This window comes from Pseudomonas siliginis, from assembly GCF_024072275.1.
In the GTDB taxonomy this organism is placed as follows: Bacteria; Pseudomonadota; Gammaproteobacteria; order Pseudomonadales; family Pseudomonadaceae; genus Aquipseudomonas; species Aquipseudomonas siliginis.
Genome location: NZ_CP099598.1, coordinates 4,980,001 through 4,997,448 on the forward strand (window position 1 = coordinate 4,980,001; position 17,448 = coordinate 4,997,448).

A 17,448-nucleotide genomic window follows, 5' to 3' on the forward strand; every position below is an offset into this window, starting at 1 on the left:
ATACCGGCAGCAGTGGCGCCGAGCAATTGGCGGCGGGAGAGATAAATGGCTTCAGGCGTGACATCCGACTCATGGCAGTCGGATGCTTTGGGGATCTTGATCAACATGACAACTCCGCAGCTTTGGAGGACAGGTGCACCCATAGACTGCGGAGTATGCGGGAAATTACATCACTCGGCGTTTTTGTGACGACGAAGGCGCAACAGATACTGCACCGGACCGGACGCCGCATAGGCGAGGAACACCAGCAGCAGAATGCGCGGCGGATCACTGAACACGACAGCGAATACCAGCACCACCGCCAGGATCGCCACGAACGGCACGCGACCTTTGAGATCCAGCTCCTTGAAGCTGTTGTACTTGATGTTGCTGACCATCAGCATGCCGGCCGCCGCCACCATCAACGCCACCAGGAACGACATCTTCGAACCCTGAATGCCGTAATCGCTGAACGCCCAGACAATGCCGGCCACAACACCTGCCGCCGCCGGGCTGGCCAGACCGATGAAGTAACGTTTGTCCGCCGTGCCGACCTGGGTGTTGAAACGCGCCAGACGCAACGCCGCACCCGCTACATATATGAAGGCGACCATCCAGCCGACCTTGCCCATGTCTCCCAGCGCCCAGCCGAAGGCCAGCAATGCCGGCGCGACGCCGAAGGCGACCATGTCCGACAGCGAGTCGTACTCGGCGCCGAAGGCACTTTGCGTATTGGTCATGCGCGCCACGCGACCATCAAGACCGTCGAGCACCATCGCGACGAAAATCGCGATCGCAGCGAAGGCGAAGTACTTGCTCGCATTCACCGAGTCGCCGGCGCTCAACGCGGCCTGCGCGCTCATCGAGTTGATGATGGAATAGAAGCCTGCGAACAGGTTGGCGGTGGTGAACAGGTTCGGCAGCAGATAGATACCACGATGCCGGACTTTACGACCTTCGGCGTCGTGCCCTTCTTCGATGTGTTCATCGATGGGCAGCAGGCTTTCGGCGTCGGAAGCCTTGTTCGGCTCTTCGGGACGTTCGCTCATGGACATTACCTTGCAACGGTTTGGAAAAAATTCGACAGAGGCTTGAGGACGACAGTTCGGCCACAAACGATGCAGCTTTATACCAGAAGCACCGGCCCAAACGAAAAAACGCGGCCTAGGCCGCGTTTTTCGTACAAGGGACGACGACTTAGTTTTTGGCTTTGTCGACGATCTTGTTGGCACCGATCCACGGCATCATGGAGCGCAGTTGCTCGCCGATGATTTCGATACCGTGAGCGGCGTTGTTACGACGCTTGGCGGTCATCGAAGGGTAGCCGGTTGCGCCTTCGCTGATGAACATTTTGGCGTATTCGCCGTCCTGAATACGTTTCAGGGCGTTGCGCATGGCCTGACGGGATTCGGCGTTGATCACTTCCGGGCCAGTCACGTACTCGCCGTACTCGGCGTTGTTGGAGATCGAGTAGTTCATGTTGGCGATACCGCCTTCGTACATGAGGTCAACGATCAGCTTCAGTTCGTGCAGGCACTCGAAGTAGGCCATTTCCGGCGCGTAGCCAGCTTCAACCAGGGTTTCGAAACCGGCTTTTACCAGTTCAACGGTACCGCCGCACAGAACGGCTTGTTCGCCGAACAGGTCAGTTTCGGTCTCGTCCTTGAAGGTGGTTTCGATGATGCCGGTACGACCGCCACCGACGCCAGCGGCGTAGGACAGTGCAACGTTTTTGGCGTTGCCCGAGGCGTCCTGGTAGATCGCGATCAGGTCAGGGATACCGCCGCCTTTGACGAACTCGGAACGCACAGTGTGGCCCGGGGCTTTCGGCGCGATCATGATCACGTCGAGGTCGGCACGCGGAACAACCTGGTTGTAGTGAATCGCGAAGCCGTGGGAGAAGGCCAGAGTGGCGCCTTTCTTGATGTTCGGCTCGATTTCGTTCTTGTACAGCGAGGACTGGAACTCGTCCGGGGTCAGGATCATGACCAGGTCGGCAGCGGCAACAGCGGAAGCCACGTCGGTCACTTTCAGGCCGTGAGCTTCGGCTTTGGCAACGGTGGCCGAACCTTTACGCAGACCGACGGTAACGTCGACACCGGAGTCTTTCAGGTTGCACGCCTGAGCGTGGCCCTGGGAGCCGTAACCGATGATGGCAACTTTCTTGCCCTGGATGATCGACAGGTCGCAGTCTTTATCGTAGAAAACTTTCATGAATTTCCCCTTATATCCGGCCGTTCAGGCCATGCGCTAATTTGGTTTAGATGCTGAGTACTTTGTCGCCGCGAGCAATGCCGGTCACGCCGCTACGGACGGTTTCCAGAATCGATGCGGTGCCGATGGACTGAATGAAGCTGTCGAGCTTGTCGCTGGTACCGGTCAACTGAACGGTATACACGCTGGCGCTGACATCGACGATCTGCCCACGGTAGATATCGGTAGTGCGTTTGATCTCGGCGCGCTGGGCGCCAGTGGCCTTGACCTTGACCAGCATCAGCTCACGCTCGATGTGAGCGCTTTCCGACAGGTCCACCAGCTTGACCACTTCGATCAGCTTGTTCAGGTTTTTGGTGATCTGCTCGATCACTTCATCGTGGCCCACGGTGGTCAGCGTCAGACGCGACAGGGTCGGGTCTTCGGTCGGCGCCACGGTCAGGCTTTCGATGTTGTAGTTGCGCTGCGAGAACAGGCCGACTACACGAGACAGAGCGCCGGGTTCGTTTTCCAGAAGCAGGGAAATAATGTGCCGCATGATTAAGTACGCTCCGTCTTGCTCAGCCACATATCGCGCATGGAGCCGTCTTTGATCTGCATCGGGTAGACGTGCTCGCTGGTGTCGACCGCAACATCGATGATCACCAGGCGATCCTTCATGGCGAACGCTTCGGCCATCTTCGACTTCAAATCTTTCGATTCGGTGATGCGTACGCCCACATGGCCGTAGGCTTCAGCCAGCTTGATGAAGTCAGGCAGCGATTCCATGTAGGAGTGCGAGTGACGGCTGCCGTAGCTCATGTCCTGCCACTGGCGAACCATGCCCAGCACACCGTTGTTGAGGATGACGATCTTTACCGGCAAGCCGTATTGCAGGCAGGTCGACAGCTCCTGGATGTTCATCTGGATACTGCCTTCGCCGGTGACGCAGGCAACGTCGTCGTCCGGAAAGCTCAGCTTGATGCCCATCGCTGCTGGCAGACCGAAGCCCATCGTGCCCAGACCACCGGAGTTGATCCAGCGGTTAGGCTTGTTGAACGTGTAGTACTGCGCAGCGAACATCTGGTGCTGACCCACGTCGGAGGTCACAAAAGCGTCGCCCTTGGTCACTTCGCAGAGGGTTTCGATCACGGTCTGCGGTTTGATCTTGCTGCCGTCGCCCTTTTCATAAGGGAACAGGCCGCGATCGCCACGCCATTCATCGACCTGCTTCCACCAACTGGCCACGGAATCCTTGTTCGGGGTCTCGCCGATTTCCTTGAGGATCGCGACCATTTCGGTCAGGACGCTCTCGACCGGACCCACGATTGGCACGTCAGCCTTGATGGTCTTGGAGATCGACGCCGGGTCGATGTCGATGTGGATGATCTTGGCGTTCGGGCAGAATTTCGCCGGGCCGTTGATCACCCGATCGTCGAAGCGTGCGCCGACGGCGAGGATCACATCGGCATGGTGCATCGCCAGGTTCGCGGTGTAGCTGCCGTGCATGCCGAGCATGCCGATGAACTGACGGTCAGTGCCAGGGAAAGCGCCCAGACCCATCAAGGTGTTGGTCACCGGCAGGTTGAGCATTTTCGCCAGCTCGGTCAGTTGCGCGGAGCCATTGCCGAGAATCACGCCGCCGCCGGAGTACATCACCGGGCGCTTGGCCGCCAACAACATTTCTGCCGCCTTGCGGATCTGCCCGGAGTGACCGCGAACGGCCGGGCTGTAGGAACGCAGCTTGGCTTTCTTCGGGAAGACGTATTCGAATTTCTCGGCCGGATTGGTCATGTCTTTCGGGATGTCGACCACGACCGGACCCGGACGACCGGATTGCGCCAGGTAGAAGGCCTTCTTCATGACTTCCGGGATTTCCGATGCGTGCTTGATCATGAAGCTGTGCTTCACGATCGGCCGGGAGATACCGATCATGTCGGTTTCCTGGAACGCGTCGGTGCCGACCATGGTGCTTGGCACCTGACCGGAAATGATCACCATCGGAATCGAGTCCATATAGGCGGTGGCGATACCGGTGATGGCGTTTGTGGCGCCTGGACCGGATGTCACCAATACCACGCCGGCTTTACCGGTGGCACGGGCGTAGCCGTCAGCCATATGGGTAGCCGCTTGTTCGTGACGAACCAGGATGTGGGTCACTTCCGGTTCTTTGAACAGGGCATCGTAAACATGCAGGAGAGCACCACCCGGGTACCCGTAGATATATTTGACGCCTTCGTCACGCAAAAAGCGGACGAGCATCTCACCGCCAGATAAAAGCTCCACGTTGTTCACCTCTAAAACGCCAGAATACCGTCCACAAAAAAGGGGCGGGTCTTAATAGGTTTACTTCTCGGCAGAGCATGAGCGACGGTGGTCGCCGACTACGTCAGCACTGACTGAGCAAGTATTGGGATCGTCCCAAGTGTTGCGGGCCTTTCCCACCCAGCGCGAGGTAACGCGTTGCGGGTGTAACAGGTCGGCGCGGATGTGCGCCTCATGATCTACCGAGTGGGTCTGCTTCTGGCAGTCCCTCTACAGCGGACTTTGGATTCTTCTGTTTCGCCCTCTGCAAGTCAAGTCGTCTGTGGGGTTAATTGTGGGTAAGCACATGAGAACGCAAGAAAAAACCTGAAAAGCGCTACTCTGTTAGCGTCAATTGCGCATTTTTGCCAAGGAATCAGCATGCGAACGCTCCTCCTCACTTTGCTGATCGGTCTCAGCCCATGGTGCTCGGCCGCTCAAATCTACAAATGGGTCGATGCCCAAGGCGTCACACATTTCGATGCACAACCGCCGCAGGGCCAACCGGCGACGACCCTGCAAACGCCCTCCTCACCCGCGCCGAAAGCCGCGCCGCTGCCGGGCGGCGGCGTACTCGGCGATCAGAAAGCCATTGATGCCAAGGTGAAGAAACAGGTCGCCGAGCAGCAGGCGCAGCTCAAGGCCTTTTGCGAACAGGCACGCACGAACCTGGCGCAACTGCAGAACAATCCGCGTTTGCGTGAGGAGGTCGAGGGGGACTTGCGCAGGCTCGACGATACACAGCGTCAGGAGCGCATCGTCGAAGCGAAGAAGCAGATTGCCGAGAATTGCTCGTAATCGCGACGTCGGACTTGTAGGAGCTGACGAGTGCAACGAGGCTGCGATCTTTTGATCCTGCTCGTCTAAAATCAAAAGATCGCAGCCTTCGGCAGCTCCTTGTATCTCGACTAACGCTCCGTCAGGAGCGATAGTTCTCGACTGATCATCGAGGGAGGGACTTGGAAGCCGCGCAGCTCCTTAGGCTTTTTGCCTGTGACGTAGATCGTGCTCCAGCCCTCCACACTCACTCGTACAGTTCGCACGGTATCTTGGGCCCGCCTGCGGCGAGAGCCCGCATTCGCAAGGTTGGACAGAGTGACGTGATGATCGCAACAGGGAACAAGTGGAGAAACGATCATGTCCGGTTTCGTTGGCGTCGACATCGCAAAGAACACCTTTGATATCGCTACACACCAGCCCAACGGCAAGCACAAAACCAAGGCCAAGCTGGCCAACGATCCAAAGGGCTTTAAAGAGTTTGAGGCGTGGCTAGAAAAAAACGCCGAGCGTTCGGCCCTGATCGTGATGGAAGCCACCAGCGTCTACCACTTGGAGCTCGCGGAATTCGTTTACAACAAAGGCTTCCGGGTCTGCGTCGTGAACCCGGCTACGACCAAAGCGTACGCTGACAGCGAACTGCGCCGCATCAAGACCGATAAAAGCGATGCCAAACTGATCGCCGACTTTGCCCGGGAAAAGGATCAAAAACTTCACCCATGGGCGCCTGAGCCGCTGAAATACCGCCAGTTAAAAGCAATGGTGCGCCGCCTGGATGACCTTCAGGAAATGGAACAAATGGAGCTTAATCGTCTGGACGTTTCCGACGAAAAGGTCAAAGACTCGATCAACTCCGTTCTGCGCCATATCGAAAAAGAGATCGTAGAAACGCATAAGGCGATCAAAAAACACATCGATGACGACCCGGATATGCGTCAGATGCGGGATCTCATCGTAACCATCGACGGCATCGGACAAAAAACGCTTGAACGATTGCTCGCCGAACTGGGTGACCTGCGCAAATACAGTGATCCTCGCCAACTGGTCGCTGCCGCAGGGCTCAATCCAAAGCTGCAGGAATCAGGAAAGCTCAAAGGTCACACCCTGATCTCAAGAGTAGGGTCAGCACGGCTGCGTGCAGGCCTTTACATGCCTGGCATGGTGGCGCTGAAACACAATAAGGCGATCAAGGCGATGAAAGAACGCCTGGAAGCCAATGGCAAGGCCCCCAAGCAGATCATCTGCGCAGCAATGCGCAAGCTGCTGCACTTCATTTACGGAGTGCTCAAGTCAGGACTGCCATATGACCCGAAACTTGCGCTTGCCCGGTGAGGCTCAAGACGGTATCTACAAAGCGCCTACAACCACGCTCAGCGGGAGGCAGTGATCAGCAGGTCAAACTCTTTGAGCAGCACCTGCAACTGCCGATCCTTGCCGCCAAGGTTGCGCTGGGCGAAGACCATTTCCGCCATTTCCTGAATGCCCGAGGCGTTCGGCAAGGGCAGATCCTGTTCGAGGATCATCTTCATGCGCGGCAGGAAGATCCATTGCAGCCATTGCTCGAAGTCCAGCGTGTCGACCGAAAACGGCTCGACACTGCTCAGCGCTTCGGCCGATGGCTCAACCTCATCCCACCAGCCCTGGGTGCGCAGCTCGCGTTCAATCAACAACAGCTGATCGGCGATTTTCGGGAAACGCACGTCCATCACAGGGAAACCTTGGCCTTCTGACGGGCCAGCGCGGCGCCGGCGGAATCGCCTTGTTTCTCACGAGATTGAGCGATGATTTCCCACAGGCTGGCTTGCAGATCCGGACGACCGTTGGCCATGGTCAACGCGCGACGGGCAAATTGCTCGGCTTGCGGCGCATCGCCCTGGGCCATGCGCACCTGCGCCAGACGGTAAAGCACTTGTGGCTCACGGGGGGCGACACGTTGCGCCCGCTCCAGGCTGGAAGAGGCACCGTTTAGGTCGCCGCCGGCCTGCTGCTGTTGCGCGGTGGTCAGCAAGGCGAGTACCGGACCGTCCAGTTGCTCATCCGCCGACAGCCCGCCACCGCTGCTGGCCGAAGGAATGCCACTTGGCGTCGACGGCATGCTGTAGCTGCCGGAGTTGATCGGTGCCGACTCAACCGCCGATGGGTTGTAAGGCCCCGACGTGATACCGCCGGATGCAGGCCCCGGGACGATCGGCGAAGAACTGATCGGTGTTGACACCGCAGCACCGCCGCCCGGCACCATCACCACCACGCCGGTATCGCCTTGCGGAATCGCCTGAGTCTGGCCCTGCGCCGGGCGCTTGACCGTGGTCTGGCGGAAACCGCCATTGGCGCCGATGCGTTCGCTATTGGACACGGCCGTACCCGAATCCACTACCGGAATCGAACCACGCTGTACGGTGGAGCAGCCGCTGAGCAAAGCCACGGCGGTCACCGCTGGAATCAACCACTTGTTCACTTGAAACCCTCTTTGCTTAATTCATCCAGCCCTTGACCCAGTCCATCACCGATTCCGGCGAGGCAGGTGTTTCGCTTGCACACGCGGCGCCGGGTGGCGGCTCGCTGCCGCGAATATACGGCATCTGTACCGCGCCGGGGCAGTTGGCATCCGAACCCTGGCCGGTGCGCGAATCGACCCACGCTTGCACGACGTTGTCCGGCTGCGGCATGTCCAGCGGCAGCGGATCGGCCTTGCGCATGAAACTGGTCCAGACCTGCAGCGCACCGGTGGCCCCGGTGAACGGCGTCTTGCCGTTGTCGTCGCGACCCAGCCAGACCACTGCCAGCAGATCCTGACTGAAACCGGCAAACCAGCTGTCGCGCGAATCGTTACTGGTACCGGTCTTGCCCGCCAGTGTCAGGGTCTTGGGCAGCACGTTATAAACCGAACTGCCGGTACCTTCACGCATCACCCGCTGCATGGCGTTCTGGATCAGGTAAATCGAGGCAGGGTCGAAGCGCTGTTCGATCTGGAACGGATAACGCTTGAGCGGCTCGCCCTCGGCGGTCAGCACGCTGCGAATGCCGCGCATCGGCGTATTGAAACCACCGTTGGCCAGCGTCTGGTACATGGTCGCCACTTCGATCGGCGTCATGCCGCCAGCACCGAGCAGCATCGACGGGAACGCCGGGAATTCACGGGTAACTCCCAGACGACCTACGGTCTTGAGCACGTTCGGCACGCCGACTTCCAGGCCCAGGCGCGAGGTCGACAGGTTGTAGGAATGCGCCAGGCCCTGATAGAGGAACACCGTACCGTGGGAGCGGCGATCGTAGTTCTGCGGCTTCCACACCTGACCGTTGGCGCCTTTGACTGACAGCGGATCGTCCGACAGCCAACTGGTCAGCGTGTACTGGCTCGGTTTCTCAAGCGCGGTCAGATACACCGCCGGTTTGATCAGCGAGCCGATCGGGCGTACCGCATCGAGTGCGCGGTTGAAACCGGCGTAACTGGCCTGACGGCTGCCGATCATCGCCTGGACTTCACCGGTTTCCGGGTTGGTCACGACCATCGCCGCTTCGACGTCATCCGAGCCCTTGCGCCCGGCCAGACGCTTGAACGTGTCGTTGACCGAGGCTTCGGCTTTCATCTGCAGAATCGGGTCGAAACTGGTGAAGATGCGCAGGCCTTCTTCGGTCAAGTCTTCGTCGCGGTAGTCTTCGCGCAACTGGCGTTTGACCAGGTCGATAAAGCCCGGGAACGAGCTGTCGGCGAGCTTGCCGCGAGTCGTCACACCGAGCGGCATTTTCTTCGCCGCTTCGACTTGTTCGGGGGTTGCCACGCCTTGCTGCGCCAGCACGTCGAGGACCAGATTGCGCCGCTCCAGCGCGCGTTCCGGGTTGCGGCGCGGGTTGTAGTAGGACGGTCCCTTGACCATGCCGACCAGCATCGCAACCTGATGCAGTTTCAGTTCGGACAAAGGCTGGCCGAAGAAGAACTGACTGGCCAGACCAAAACCGTGCACCGCACGCTGGCCGTCCTGACCGACGAAGACTTCGTTGAGGTAGGCCTCAAGAATTTCCTTCTTGTCGTAATGCAGTTCCAGCAGCAACGCCATCATCGCTTCGGTGAGCTTGCGGGTCAGGCTGCGTTCGCTTGTCAGGTAAAAGTTCTTCACCAACTGCTGGGTCAGCGTACTGCCGCCCTGGGTCATCTTGCCGCCGGAGGTGTTGATCCACACGGCGCGGGCGATCGATTTCGGCGACACGCCCCAGTGGCTGTAGAAGTCGCGGTCTTCGACGGCGATCAGGGTTTCGAGCAAGTACGGCGGCACCTGATCGAGTTTGATCAGGATGCGGTCTTCGAGATTTTTCGGGTAAATGCCGCCGATCATCAGCGGCTCGAGGCGCACCACCGACAGTTTCGAACCGTTGGTCGAGGACAGTTCGGCGACGTAGTCGCCGGAGAAGCGCACACGCACTGGCTGCGGCTTTTCCAGACCTTCATAGAACTGGAAGCCACGGGTGTTCAGGTCAACCGTATTGCCGCTGACGGCGGCGGCGCCGGGGCCATTGCTCACGGCTTCGCGGCGATAGCCGAGGGCATCGAGTTCGGTGAGGAAATCGTCCTTGCTGAGCTTCTGTCCGACGAACAGCTCAAGCGGGCGCGCGTACACCTTGGCCGGGATGGTCCAGCGCTTGCCGGAGAACTTCTCCTGCACCACGGCATCGAGGTAAACGGCAAAGCCGGCCAGCACTACAAGGCCGACCAGGCTGAGTTTAATGGCCCAGCTCAACCATGGGCTGAGGCCCTTGGCTGGTGGTTTTTTCTTGGTACGGGGGGATCGGGATCGAGTCATGGCGGCGGATTATACGCACTTTATCGATCCTCAACAGGCACGCGCGGAGGTTTGCGTCAGGCGGGCAAGCAGCCATAATGGCCGCCTCGAATTCCCCCGCCTCTGAAGGATCGCCCGTGAGCCAGTCCCTGATCGCTGCCCTGCAAAACCCGGCCCTCTACCCGCATCCCGTCGAAGGGTTTCAGGTCATCGAAACCCACATCTCGTGGGTGATTCTCACCGGACCCTTTGCCTATAAAGTGAAGAAGCCGGTGAATTTTGGCTTCCTCGACTTCACCAGCCTCGACGCACGTGCGCATTTCTGCGCTGAAGAGCTGCGGCTGAACCAGCGTCTGACCGATGATTTGTATCTGGACGTGTTGCCGGTCACCGGCAGCGTCGAGGCACCGCAACTGGGCGGCGACGGCCCGGCTATCGAATACGTGCTGAAAATGCGCCAGTTCCCGCAGAGCGGCTTGCTCAGCACCCTGCAAGCCAATGGCGAACTGACCACTCAGCACATCGACGCGTTGGCCGAGCAGATCGCCCATTTCCATCTCAACGCCCCGAAAGTCCCGGCCGAACACGACGCCGGCACGCCGGACAGCGTGATGGCGCCGGTCGCGCAAAATTTCGAGCAGATCCTGCCGTTCCTCAGCGACAAGAACGATTTGCTGCAACTTGAGGCATTGAAAGCCTGGGCCGAAAGCAGCTTCGAGCGCCTCAAGCCCCTGTTCGCCCAGCGCAAGGCGCAAGGTTTCACCCGTGAATGCCACGGCGACATTCACCTGGGCAACGCCACGGTCATCGACGGCAATGTGGTAATTTTCGACTGCATCGAGTTCAACGAGCCATTCCGTTTCACTGATGTCTGGGCCGACACCGGCTTCCTCGCCATGGACCTGGAAGACCGTGGCCTGAAATCGTTGGCGCGTCGCCTCATCAGCCAGTACCTGGAACTGACCGGCGACTATGAGGGCCTGGAAGTGCTGAACTTCTATAAAGCCTACCGCGCGCTGGTGCGGGCCAAGGTGGCATTGTTCAGCATGCCGGCGGACGCGACTGCGGTGCAGCGCGCCACCACCCTGCGCCAGTACCGCAACTACGCCAATCTGGCGGAAAGCTACAGCACCATTCCTTCGCGCTTCATGGCCATTACCCACGGTGTTTCCGCCGTCGGCAAGAGCCATGTGGCCATGCGCCTGGTCGAAGCGCTGGGCGCAATTCGCCTGCGTTCCGATGTCGAGCGCAAGCGCCTGTTCGGTGAGCAGACCGTTGCCAACGACGTGCAGGCCGGCATTTACAGCGCCGATGCCAGCACCGCGACCTACGCGCGCCTGCATGAAATCGCCGAGGTGATCCTGCACGCCGGCTTCCCGGTGGTGATCGACGCGACTTACCTCAAGCGTGAACAGCGCGACAACGCGGCGAAGATTGCCGAAGCCACCGGCACGCCGTTCCTGATCCTCGACTGCAACGCCCCGCAAGCCGTGATCGAGAGCTGGCTGGCGATGCGCCAGGCCGATCAGAAGGATCCGTCCGACGCCACCCTGGCAGTGATCGAAGCGCAGCAGGTCAACCGCGAAGCGCTGACCCCGGAGGAGATTCTGCGCAGCAAACGCGTGCAGACCAATGAATCCGGCACGCTGGACACCGTGGTCGCGCAGATCCGTCAGCGCCTGCCTGGCCTGTAAAAAACTATTTCGGCCGTGAAGCCCTCGCTCGCTTCACGGCCGGCAAATAGTGGCACTATACTGGCGTCATAAAACCAACAGGTGATCTGACATGAGCCAGCCTAAACTGCTCGAAACTCCGCTTTACGCCCTGCTGCACAGAGATGACGTTGCAGGCTTCAACAAAGAACGTCCACAGGATGGTCTGATCGACATGGTCGGCGGCGATTTCCGTGGCCTCGACCTGCGTGAACTGAACGCCGATAACGTGGATTTCCGCGATGCGTATTTCCGCTCCGCCGATTTGCGTGGCATCGATTTTCGCAAGGCTTCGCTCGAAGGCGCCAGCCTGGCCCATGCACAGATTTCCGGTGCGTACTTCCCGCCGGAGCTGAGTGCCGACGAGATCCTGATGTCGATGAATTTCGGTACACGGTTGCGCTATCGCACTCGCTGATATCCGGAAATCTTCCTGACACCACGCCTTGCCCCTATGGGAGCGAGCCTGCTCGCGACGGCGTAGTGTCAGTCGATATTGATTGTGTCTGATACGCCCTCTTCGCGAGCAGGCTCGCTCCCCCATTGTTAACCGCCTAACTCGCTTCCCTCTGCGTTCGCAGGTCCTTTACCCCCTTTCTTAGAAGCTTTTGCGTCGAATCCGACCAAACAACCACGCTTTTCCTACTGATGGCTACACTGCTGAGAAGCTCGCCCACGCACCATTCGGCCGTCGCAAGGAGGCTTGATGAATGATGAACTGCAACACCTGAAAAATCTTGGCAAGACATCGGCGCAATGGCTGCATGCCGTGGGCATCCACAGCGCCTCGGACTTGCGTCGCCTAGGTGCAGTGGATGCCTACCGGGCCGTGCGTACTCGAGGCTTTCGCGCTTCAAAGGTGTTGTTGTATGCGATCGAAGGGGCGTTGATGGACGTGCACTGGAACGACATCCCTGCCGAGCGCAAGGACGCCTTGAACAAACAGCTCGAAGCCATTTCCGCGCGCCACAAGAACTGAACAGGCGCTGACGCCATGTATTTACTGGGGGAACAATCGGCCCACGCCGACGCATTGATCAATCGCTTGCAGAGTCTTCCCGGGCAGTGGCTGCAGGATTTGTCGCCGTGCGCGACTGTTGTCGAACTGGAGGCCACGGATGATTTGTATGCGCAGTTGCCGGACGATCAGCTGTTTTTGCTGAGCGAGGGCGTTGTGCATGGCTGCATCGCGGGCCGCCCTCTGTTCTATTGGCAGGAAGGTGATCTGCTCGGTCTGCAACGTGGCGAGCAATGGAGCGACTGTCGCGTATGCAGCGACAGCACTGTGCGCCTGCTGCCCTATGGTCGCGCAGAGGTTTTGCAGCATTTGTATGCCGACCCTGATCGAGCCGAGCAGCTTCTGAGCTATCTGCTCGGGCAAATGGCGCTGCTCGCCCACGCTGTGGCCGAGTTGAAACCCCGGGAGTTCCGCAGCACCAACGGCTTCAAACGGGTCGAGGCCGGCGCCGTGCTGATCCAACAGGGCGATGCAGCGGATCATGTCTTCGTGATCATCGACGGGCACGCCGAGGCATTTGTTGACGGGCACAAGGTCGGTGACGTGCCGAAGGACGAGATTTTCGGCGCCATGGCGTTGTTTACCGGCGAGCCGCGCAACGCCACGGTAGTGACGTCCGAGCCGAGCACGGTGATGTTGATTCCTGGTGATCAGTTTTTGAGCATGACCCGCAGCAACCCGAAGATCGCCCATGGCCTGATTGAGGGTATGGCTCGACGCATCGGACAGTTGAATCGGCAGATTACGCAGTTGACGACGCAGCGCACCTAGCGCATAGCCCTTTATTCACAGGGCCTCACCACCACTCGCAAAACTAAATTACAGATTGGCAAAAACAGCGGTTGACTCGGTAATGAGAATCGCTATGATTATCACAACTGGTCGCGAGATCAGTCGATATTCTGAAAAGCCCTTGGTTCGGACTCTCAGATTATCTCCTCATCAGGCTAATCACGGTTATTTGACCCGGTTTTTACCGGGTCTTTTTTTGCCCGCAGAAAAGTCATTTGCCGAATTGCTGGCGCATCTGCTCGCAGTAATCGGGCTTCGGCGTCGCCGGCGTGTACCAGACGTAGTCGGCCATCGCTGCCGTGACTGCATCGCCCTGCTCGGCGAGTATCAATACGATCGGTGGTTTGTCAGCGCCAAGATCCAGCAAATGCAGCGGCACGCCGACATCCTTGCGCGCATGCCAGGCACCGGCCAGCAGGATCGAAGGCATTGGCGCCGCCAGCATGCGTTCGGCCATGCGTCGATCACGCTGTTGCTGAATCGCCAACATCGCCGGCATCTGTGATTCGGGCAGCAGGCCGCAGTGGGATTCACTGATTTGCCCAAGCAAGGTTTTTTTAACCGAAAGCGCATTACTGCGCGGGCCGTCGAGAGCAGGTGGATTTCGATAAAACGCGCGGATTTCGCTGTCATCGAGATTGGCCGCCAGCAGCGGATATGGCTGTGTCAGAGCGAAGCGCACGATCGGCCCGTAAAGATTCCAGTCCCAGCCCTCCTGCCAGGCCAATGCCGCAGGCAAATCAGCCGCGACGGACTTCGACTGGCGCAGCGCATCGACTTTCGCTTGTTGATCCGGCGTGAGCATTTCCAGCAGCAGACTGCCTTGCACCCGGCGCTCGCCCAGCGACTGCAACAGCCACAATTGCGCAGCATGATGATCGGCATTGTCGTGCTGCTCACCGATGATCAAACGCTCAGGTTCAGCGAGACGCACCAGCAGTTGCTGCGCGGTGAGCATCTCGCCGCTGCGCAGATCGCGGATATCGCCGCCCACCGGTGGAGCCGCCACGTGCTGACACCCCGCGAGCAACACCAGTGCCAACAACCACAATCCACGCATGCGACACCTCGATGATTGATCAGCGGGCGATGATCAGCGGATGCCCACGCTCCGGGTGCGGTTGCACCAAAACCTCCAGGCCGAACACCGCTCTGAGCGTATCCGGACGCAGCACCTGCTGCGGGGTATCCAGCGCAACCGGGCGCCCCTCCTCCAGCAACAGCACGCGATCACAATAGCGCGCCGCAAGATTCAGATCATGCAGGATCACCAGTACCGCCGCGCCGCGATCGGCGAACTCGCGCACCGCCTGCAGGGTGGTGTGCTGATGCAGCGGATCGAGCATCGATGTCGGTTCGTCGAGCAACAAGGTTTGCCCGGCCTGACCCGGCCAGAGTTGCGCCAGCACCCGCGCCAGATGCACGCGCTGACGCTCGCCACCGGACAATGCCAGATAGCTGCGCCCACCCAAGTGACCGGCATCGGCGGCGGCCAGCGCTGCCGCGACGATTTCGTCATCACGTACGCGCCCGGTCTGGTACGGCAAACGGCCCATGCCGACGACCTCTTCGACGGCGAAGGCAAAATCCAGCGTCGACACCTGCGGCAACACCGCCAGTCGTTGTGCCCGCTGTGTTCCGCTCCAATAGCTCAATGCCTGTCCATCGAGCGAAACGTTGCCGTCACTGGCGAGCAACTCCCCGCACAAGGCGCCAAGCAACGTGCTTTTCCCGGCGCCGTTCGGCCCCAGCACGCCAAGCACCTCGCCGGGTTCGAGCCCGAGCGTGACTCCACTGAGCACCGCTTTGCGGCCACGGCGAACATGCAGATTGTGCGCAGACAACATCAGGCACGCCCTCGCAGCAGCAGATAAAGAAAGAACGGCGCGCCGATAAACGCGGTGACAATGCCGATTGGCAACTCCGCCGGCGCCAGCGCCAGGCGCGCCACCAGATCGGCGAGCAATAACAGGCTCGCACCCGCCAGGACCGAGGCTGGCAATAGCACTTTGTGATCCGGGCCGGCCAGCAGGCGCACCAGATGCGGCACCACCAGCCCGACAAAACCGATCATGCCCGCAGCGGCCACCGCCGCGCCAACACCCAGCGCGGTGCATAACACCAGTTCGCGCTTGAGCCGTTCGACATCGATGCCCAGATGACCAGCCTCGGATTCACCGAGCAACAAGGCATTCAATGCCTTGGCCCGACGCGGCAGCCACAGCGCCACGCCGATGGTGATGATCAGCAAGGGCCACAACCGCGCGTAACTGGCGCCGTTGAGGCTGCCCAGGTTCCAGAAGGTCAGAGTGCGCAGCGTCGCGTCATCGGCCAGATAAGTGAACAGACCGACCGCCGAACTGGCCAGCGCCGTCAGCGCGATACCGGCCAGCAACATGGTCGCCACGTGGGTCTGACCGTTGCGCCTGCCCAGCCGATAGACCAGCGCCGTCACCCCGAGCCCGCCAAGAAACGCGCACACCGACAACAGATACGGCCCGAACCACTCCGGCAGGCCGCCAAAGAACGAGCCGCCGACAATCGCAATCGCCGCGCCAAGTGCCGCGCCACTGGACACCCCGACCAGCCCCGGGTCCGCCAGCGGATTACGAAACAGACCCTGCATCGCCACGCCGGACAGCGCCAGCACGCCACCGACCGCCAAGCCGAGCAAGGTTCGCGGCAGGCGGATCTGGCCGAGAATCAGCTCGGCCTGCTCCAGCCCCTCCGGCGCCAGCGGCACGCCAACCAGACGCAGCGCGGCGCGCAAAGTGTCAAACAGCGGCAGGCTCACCGGCCCCAATGCCAGCGACAGCCAGATCGCCAGCAGACACAACAATGTCAGGCCGATGAACAAGCCACGGGGTTTGACCAGTGTGGTCATTGGCCGCCCTTGGCCGGGTAGAAACCGTCCGTCAGGGTTTGCAAAGCAGCCGGCAACCGTGGCCCGAGACCGCCAACCAGCAGCGTCGGGTCCAGCTCCATCACCCGCCCGCTTTTGGCCGCGCGGCTGGAATTGAGGATGGGGTTTTCCTTGAACAACGCGGCTTTTGCCGCCTCACCGGTCAACGCTCGGTCAGCGAACACCAGCACTTCGGGATCGAGGCTGGCGAGGGATTCGACAGAAAACGGTTTGTAGCCGGTATGAGTAGCAAGGTTGTGCCCGCCGGCCTGTTGCAGCAGCCAATCGGCTGCGGTGTCCTTGCCGGCGATCAACGGCTTGCCGCCGGCGTGCCCGAGCAGCAGCAACACACCGGGGGCTTTCTGTGTGGTTTGCACTTGGGCAACTCGCACTGTCTGCGCCTGGAGCTGCTGTTGATAATTCTCCAGCAACTGCGCAGCCTTCTCTTGCGCACCGAGCAACTGGCCCAGATGAGTGACATTCTTTTCCAGCGTCGGCAGATCAGGCTGGGCTGAAAACAACTCGACCTTTACCTTGGCTGCTTTGACTTGCGCCAGAACCGGCGGCGGCCCCATTTCTTCGGTACCGATCAGAATGTCCGGACGCAGGCTCAAGATGCCTTCGGCCGACAGGCTGCGCTGATAACCAATACTCGGCAGCGCCTGCAACGATTCGGGATGCTGGCTGGTGGTATCGACCCCCACCAGCTTCGACTCGCCGCCCAGTGCGCTGACCCATTCCGACAGCGCGCCACCGGCGCTGACCCAGCGTTGCGGTAAATCCGCCGCAGCCGCCTGATGGCAGAGCAAAAGGCCGGCGCACAGCACGGCAACGCGGGTTTTCAGGCGCATACACAGCTTCCTTGAACAAGGTTTCCCGGGCATCGGCGCAGCGAGCCAAGTATCCTCGGCAACGGCCAGACTCCCTGTGGGAGAAGGTCGCCATTTGATAATTGTTTGCATTTGAACGTCAAGCTCGGACGTATCCCGACACGAG

The 17,448-nt window shown here is 60.0% G+C and carries 18 protein-coding genes (1 of these 18 only partly in view); 6 read left to right on the forward strand and 12 right to left on the reverse strand.

Going from position 1 to position 17,448, the window contains the following annotated elements:
• From msrP to NF676_RS22860, 5 genes are all read right to left on the reverse strand, one after another.
• A protein-coding gene (gene msrP / locus NF676_RS22840; RefSeq protein ID WP_252886805.1) for a protein-methionine-sulfoxide reductase catalytic subunit MsrP crosses the window boundary here: on the reverse strand, positions 1-107 show its start. The gene continues 907 nt to the left of window position 1, outside the view; 107 of the gene's 1,014 nt are visible here — the first part of the coding sequence; the start codon lies at positions 105-107; the stop codon falls past the left edge of the window.
• A 63-nt stretch (positions 108-170) separates the two neighbouring features.
• Positions 171-1,028: a CDP-diacylglycerol--serine O-phosphatidyltransferase gene (pssA, locus tag NF676_RS22845; protein ID WP_016773182.1), complete on the reverse strand. Its 858-nt coding sequence runs from the start codon at positions 1,026-1,028 to the stop codon at positions 171-173.
• Positions 1,029-1,176: 148 nt separating this feature from the next.
• Positions 1,177-2,193, reverse strand: a complete 1,017-nt coding sequence (ilvC, locus tag NF676_RS22850; RefSeq protein ID WP_003228216.1) for a ketol-acid reductoisomerase — start codon at positions 2,191-2,193, stop codon at positions 1,177-1,179.
• Positions 2,194-2,239: 46 nt separating this feature from the next.
• Positions 2,240-2,731 carry an acetolactate synthase small subunit gene (gene ilvN, locus NF676_RS22855; protein WP_003176102.1) on the reverse strand — a complete coding sequence of 164 codons (492 nt, stop codon included), beginning with the start codon at positions 2,729-2,731 and terminating at the stop codon, positions 2,240-2,242.
• A gap of 2 nt (positions 2,732-2,733) precedes the next feature.
• A complete protein-coding gene (locus NF676_RS22860) occupies positions 2,734-4,458 on the reverse strand; it encodes an acetolactate synthase 3 large subunit (RefSeq protein ID WP_252886806.1) in 1,725 nt (574 codons plus the stop codon).
• A gap of 399 nt (positions 4,459-4,857) precedes the next feature.
• Between NF676_RS22860 and NF676_RS22865 the strand changes: the two genes are divergently transcribed.
• On the forward strand, positions 4,858-5,274 hold the full coding sequence (locus NF676_RS22865; RefSeq protein WP_056790380.1) for a DUF4124 domain-containing protein: 417 nt from the start codon (positions 4,858-4,860) through the stop codon (positions 5,272-5,274).
• Between the two features lie 339 nt (positions 5,275-5,613).
• Positions 5,614-6,585: an IS110 family RNA-guided transposase gene (locus tag NF676_RS22870; RefSeq protein ID WP_252867835.1), complete on the forward strand. Its 972-nt coding sequence runs from the start codon at positions 5,614-5,616 to the stop codon at positions 6,583-6,585.
• A gap of 38 nt (positions 6,586-6,623) precedes the next feature.
• On the opposite strand, the gene NF676_RS22875 is transcribed toward NF676_RS22870, so the two are convergent.
• The 3 genes from NF676_RS22875 to mrcB are packed head-to-tail and all read right to left on the reverse strand — an operon-like array spanning position 6,624 to position 10,049.
• The gene (locus tag NF676_RS22875) at positions 6,624-6,959 is read right to left on the reverse strand and encodes a YqcC family protein (RefSeq protein ID WP_016773180.1); all 336 of its coding nucleotides are present in this window, start codon (positions 6,957-6,959) and stop codon (positions 6,624-6,626) included.
• A complete protein-coding gene (locus NF676_RS22880) occupies positions 6,959-7,708 on the reverse strand; it encodes a tetratricopeptide repeat protein (RefSeq protein ID WP_041477844.1) in 750 nt (249 codons plus the stop codon). Before NF676_RS22880 ends, NF676_RS22875 begins: the two co-directional genes overlap by 1 nt.
• Positions 7,709-7,724: 16 nt before the next feature.
• On the reverse strand, positions 7,725-10,049 hold the full coding sequence (mrcB, locus tag NF676_RS22885; protein ID WP_095181816.1) for a penicillin-binding protein 1B: 2,325 nt from the start codon (positions 10,047-10,049) through the stop codon (positions 7,725-7,727).
• Between the two features lie 116 nt (positions 10,050-10,165).
• On the opposite strand from mrcB, the gene NF676_RS22890 reads away from it, so the two are divergent.
• From NF676_RS22890 to NF676_RS22905, 4 genes are all read left to right on the forward strand, one after another.
• On the forward strand, positions 10,166-11,722 hold the full coding sequence (locus NF676_RS22890) for a bifunctional aminoglycoside phosphotransferase/ATP-binding protein (RefSeq protein ID WP_252886807.1): 1,557 nt from the start codon (positions 10,166-10,168) through the stop codon (positions 11,720-11,722).
• Between the two features lie 91 nt (positions 11,723-11,813).
• Complete coding sequence (locus NF676_RS22895; protein ID WP_252886808.1) at positions 11,814-12,158, forward strand: pentapeptide repeat-containing protein; 345 nt, start codon at positions 11,814-11,816, stop codon at positions 12,156-12,158.
• A 288-nt stretch (positions 12,159-12,446) separates the two neighbouring features.
• A complete protein-coding gene (locus tag NF676_RS22900; RefSeq protein WP_016773175.1) occupies positions 12,447-12,719 on the forward strand; it encodes a TfoX/Sxy family protein in 273 nt (90 codons plus the stop codon).
• Positions 12,720-12,734: 15 nt separating this feature from the next.
• On the forward strand, positions 12,735-13,529 hold the full coding sequence (locus NF676_RS22905; protein ID WP_252886809.1) for a Crp/Fnr family transcriptional regulator: 795 nt from the start codon (positions 12,735-12,737) through the stop codon (positions 13,527-13,529).
• 232 nt (positions 13,530-13,761) lie between these two features.
• Here NF676_RS22905 and NF676_RS22910 read toward each other — a convergent pair whose 3' ends face one another.
• Genes NF676_RS22910 through NF676_RS22925 form a run of 4 tightly spaced genes read right to left on the reverse strand, consistent with a single transcriptional unit; the run spans position 13,762 to position 17,303 of the window.
• Positions 13,762-14,610, reverse strand: a complete 849-nt coding sequence (locus NF676_RS22910; RefSeq protein ID WP_252886810.1) for a ChaN family lipoprotein — start codon at positions 14,608-14,610, stop codon at positions 13,762-13,764.
• Between the two features lie 19 nt (positions 14,611-14,629).
• Positions 14,630-15,397 carry a heme ABC transporter ATP-binding protein gene (locus tag NF676_RS22915; RefSeq protein ID WP_252876905.1) on the reverse strand — a complete coding sequence of 256 codons (768 nt, stop codon included), beginning with the start codon at positions 15,395-15,397 and terminating at the stop codon, positions 14,630-14,632.
• Positions 15,397-16,380, reverse strand: a complete 984-nt coding sequence (locus tag NF676_RS22920; RefSeq protein ID WP_252887987.1) for a FecCD family ABC transporter permease — start codon at positions 16,378-16,380, stop codon at positions 15,397-15,399. Before NF676_RS22920 ends, NF676_RS22915 begins: the two co-directional genes overlap by 1 nt.
• Positions 16,381-16,430: 50 nt before the next feature.
• A complete protein-coding gene (locus NF676_RS22925) occupies positions 16,431-17,303 on the reverse strand; it encodes a heme/hemin ABC transporter substrate-binding protein (protein ID WP_150742232.1) in 873 nt (290 codons plus the stop codon).
• Positions 17,304-17,448 lie beyond the last annotated feature (145 nt).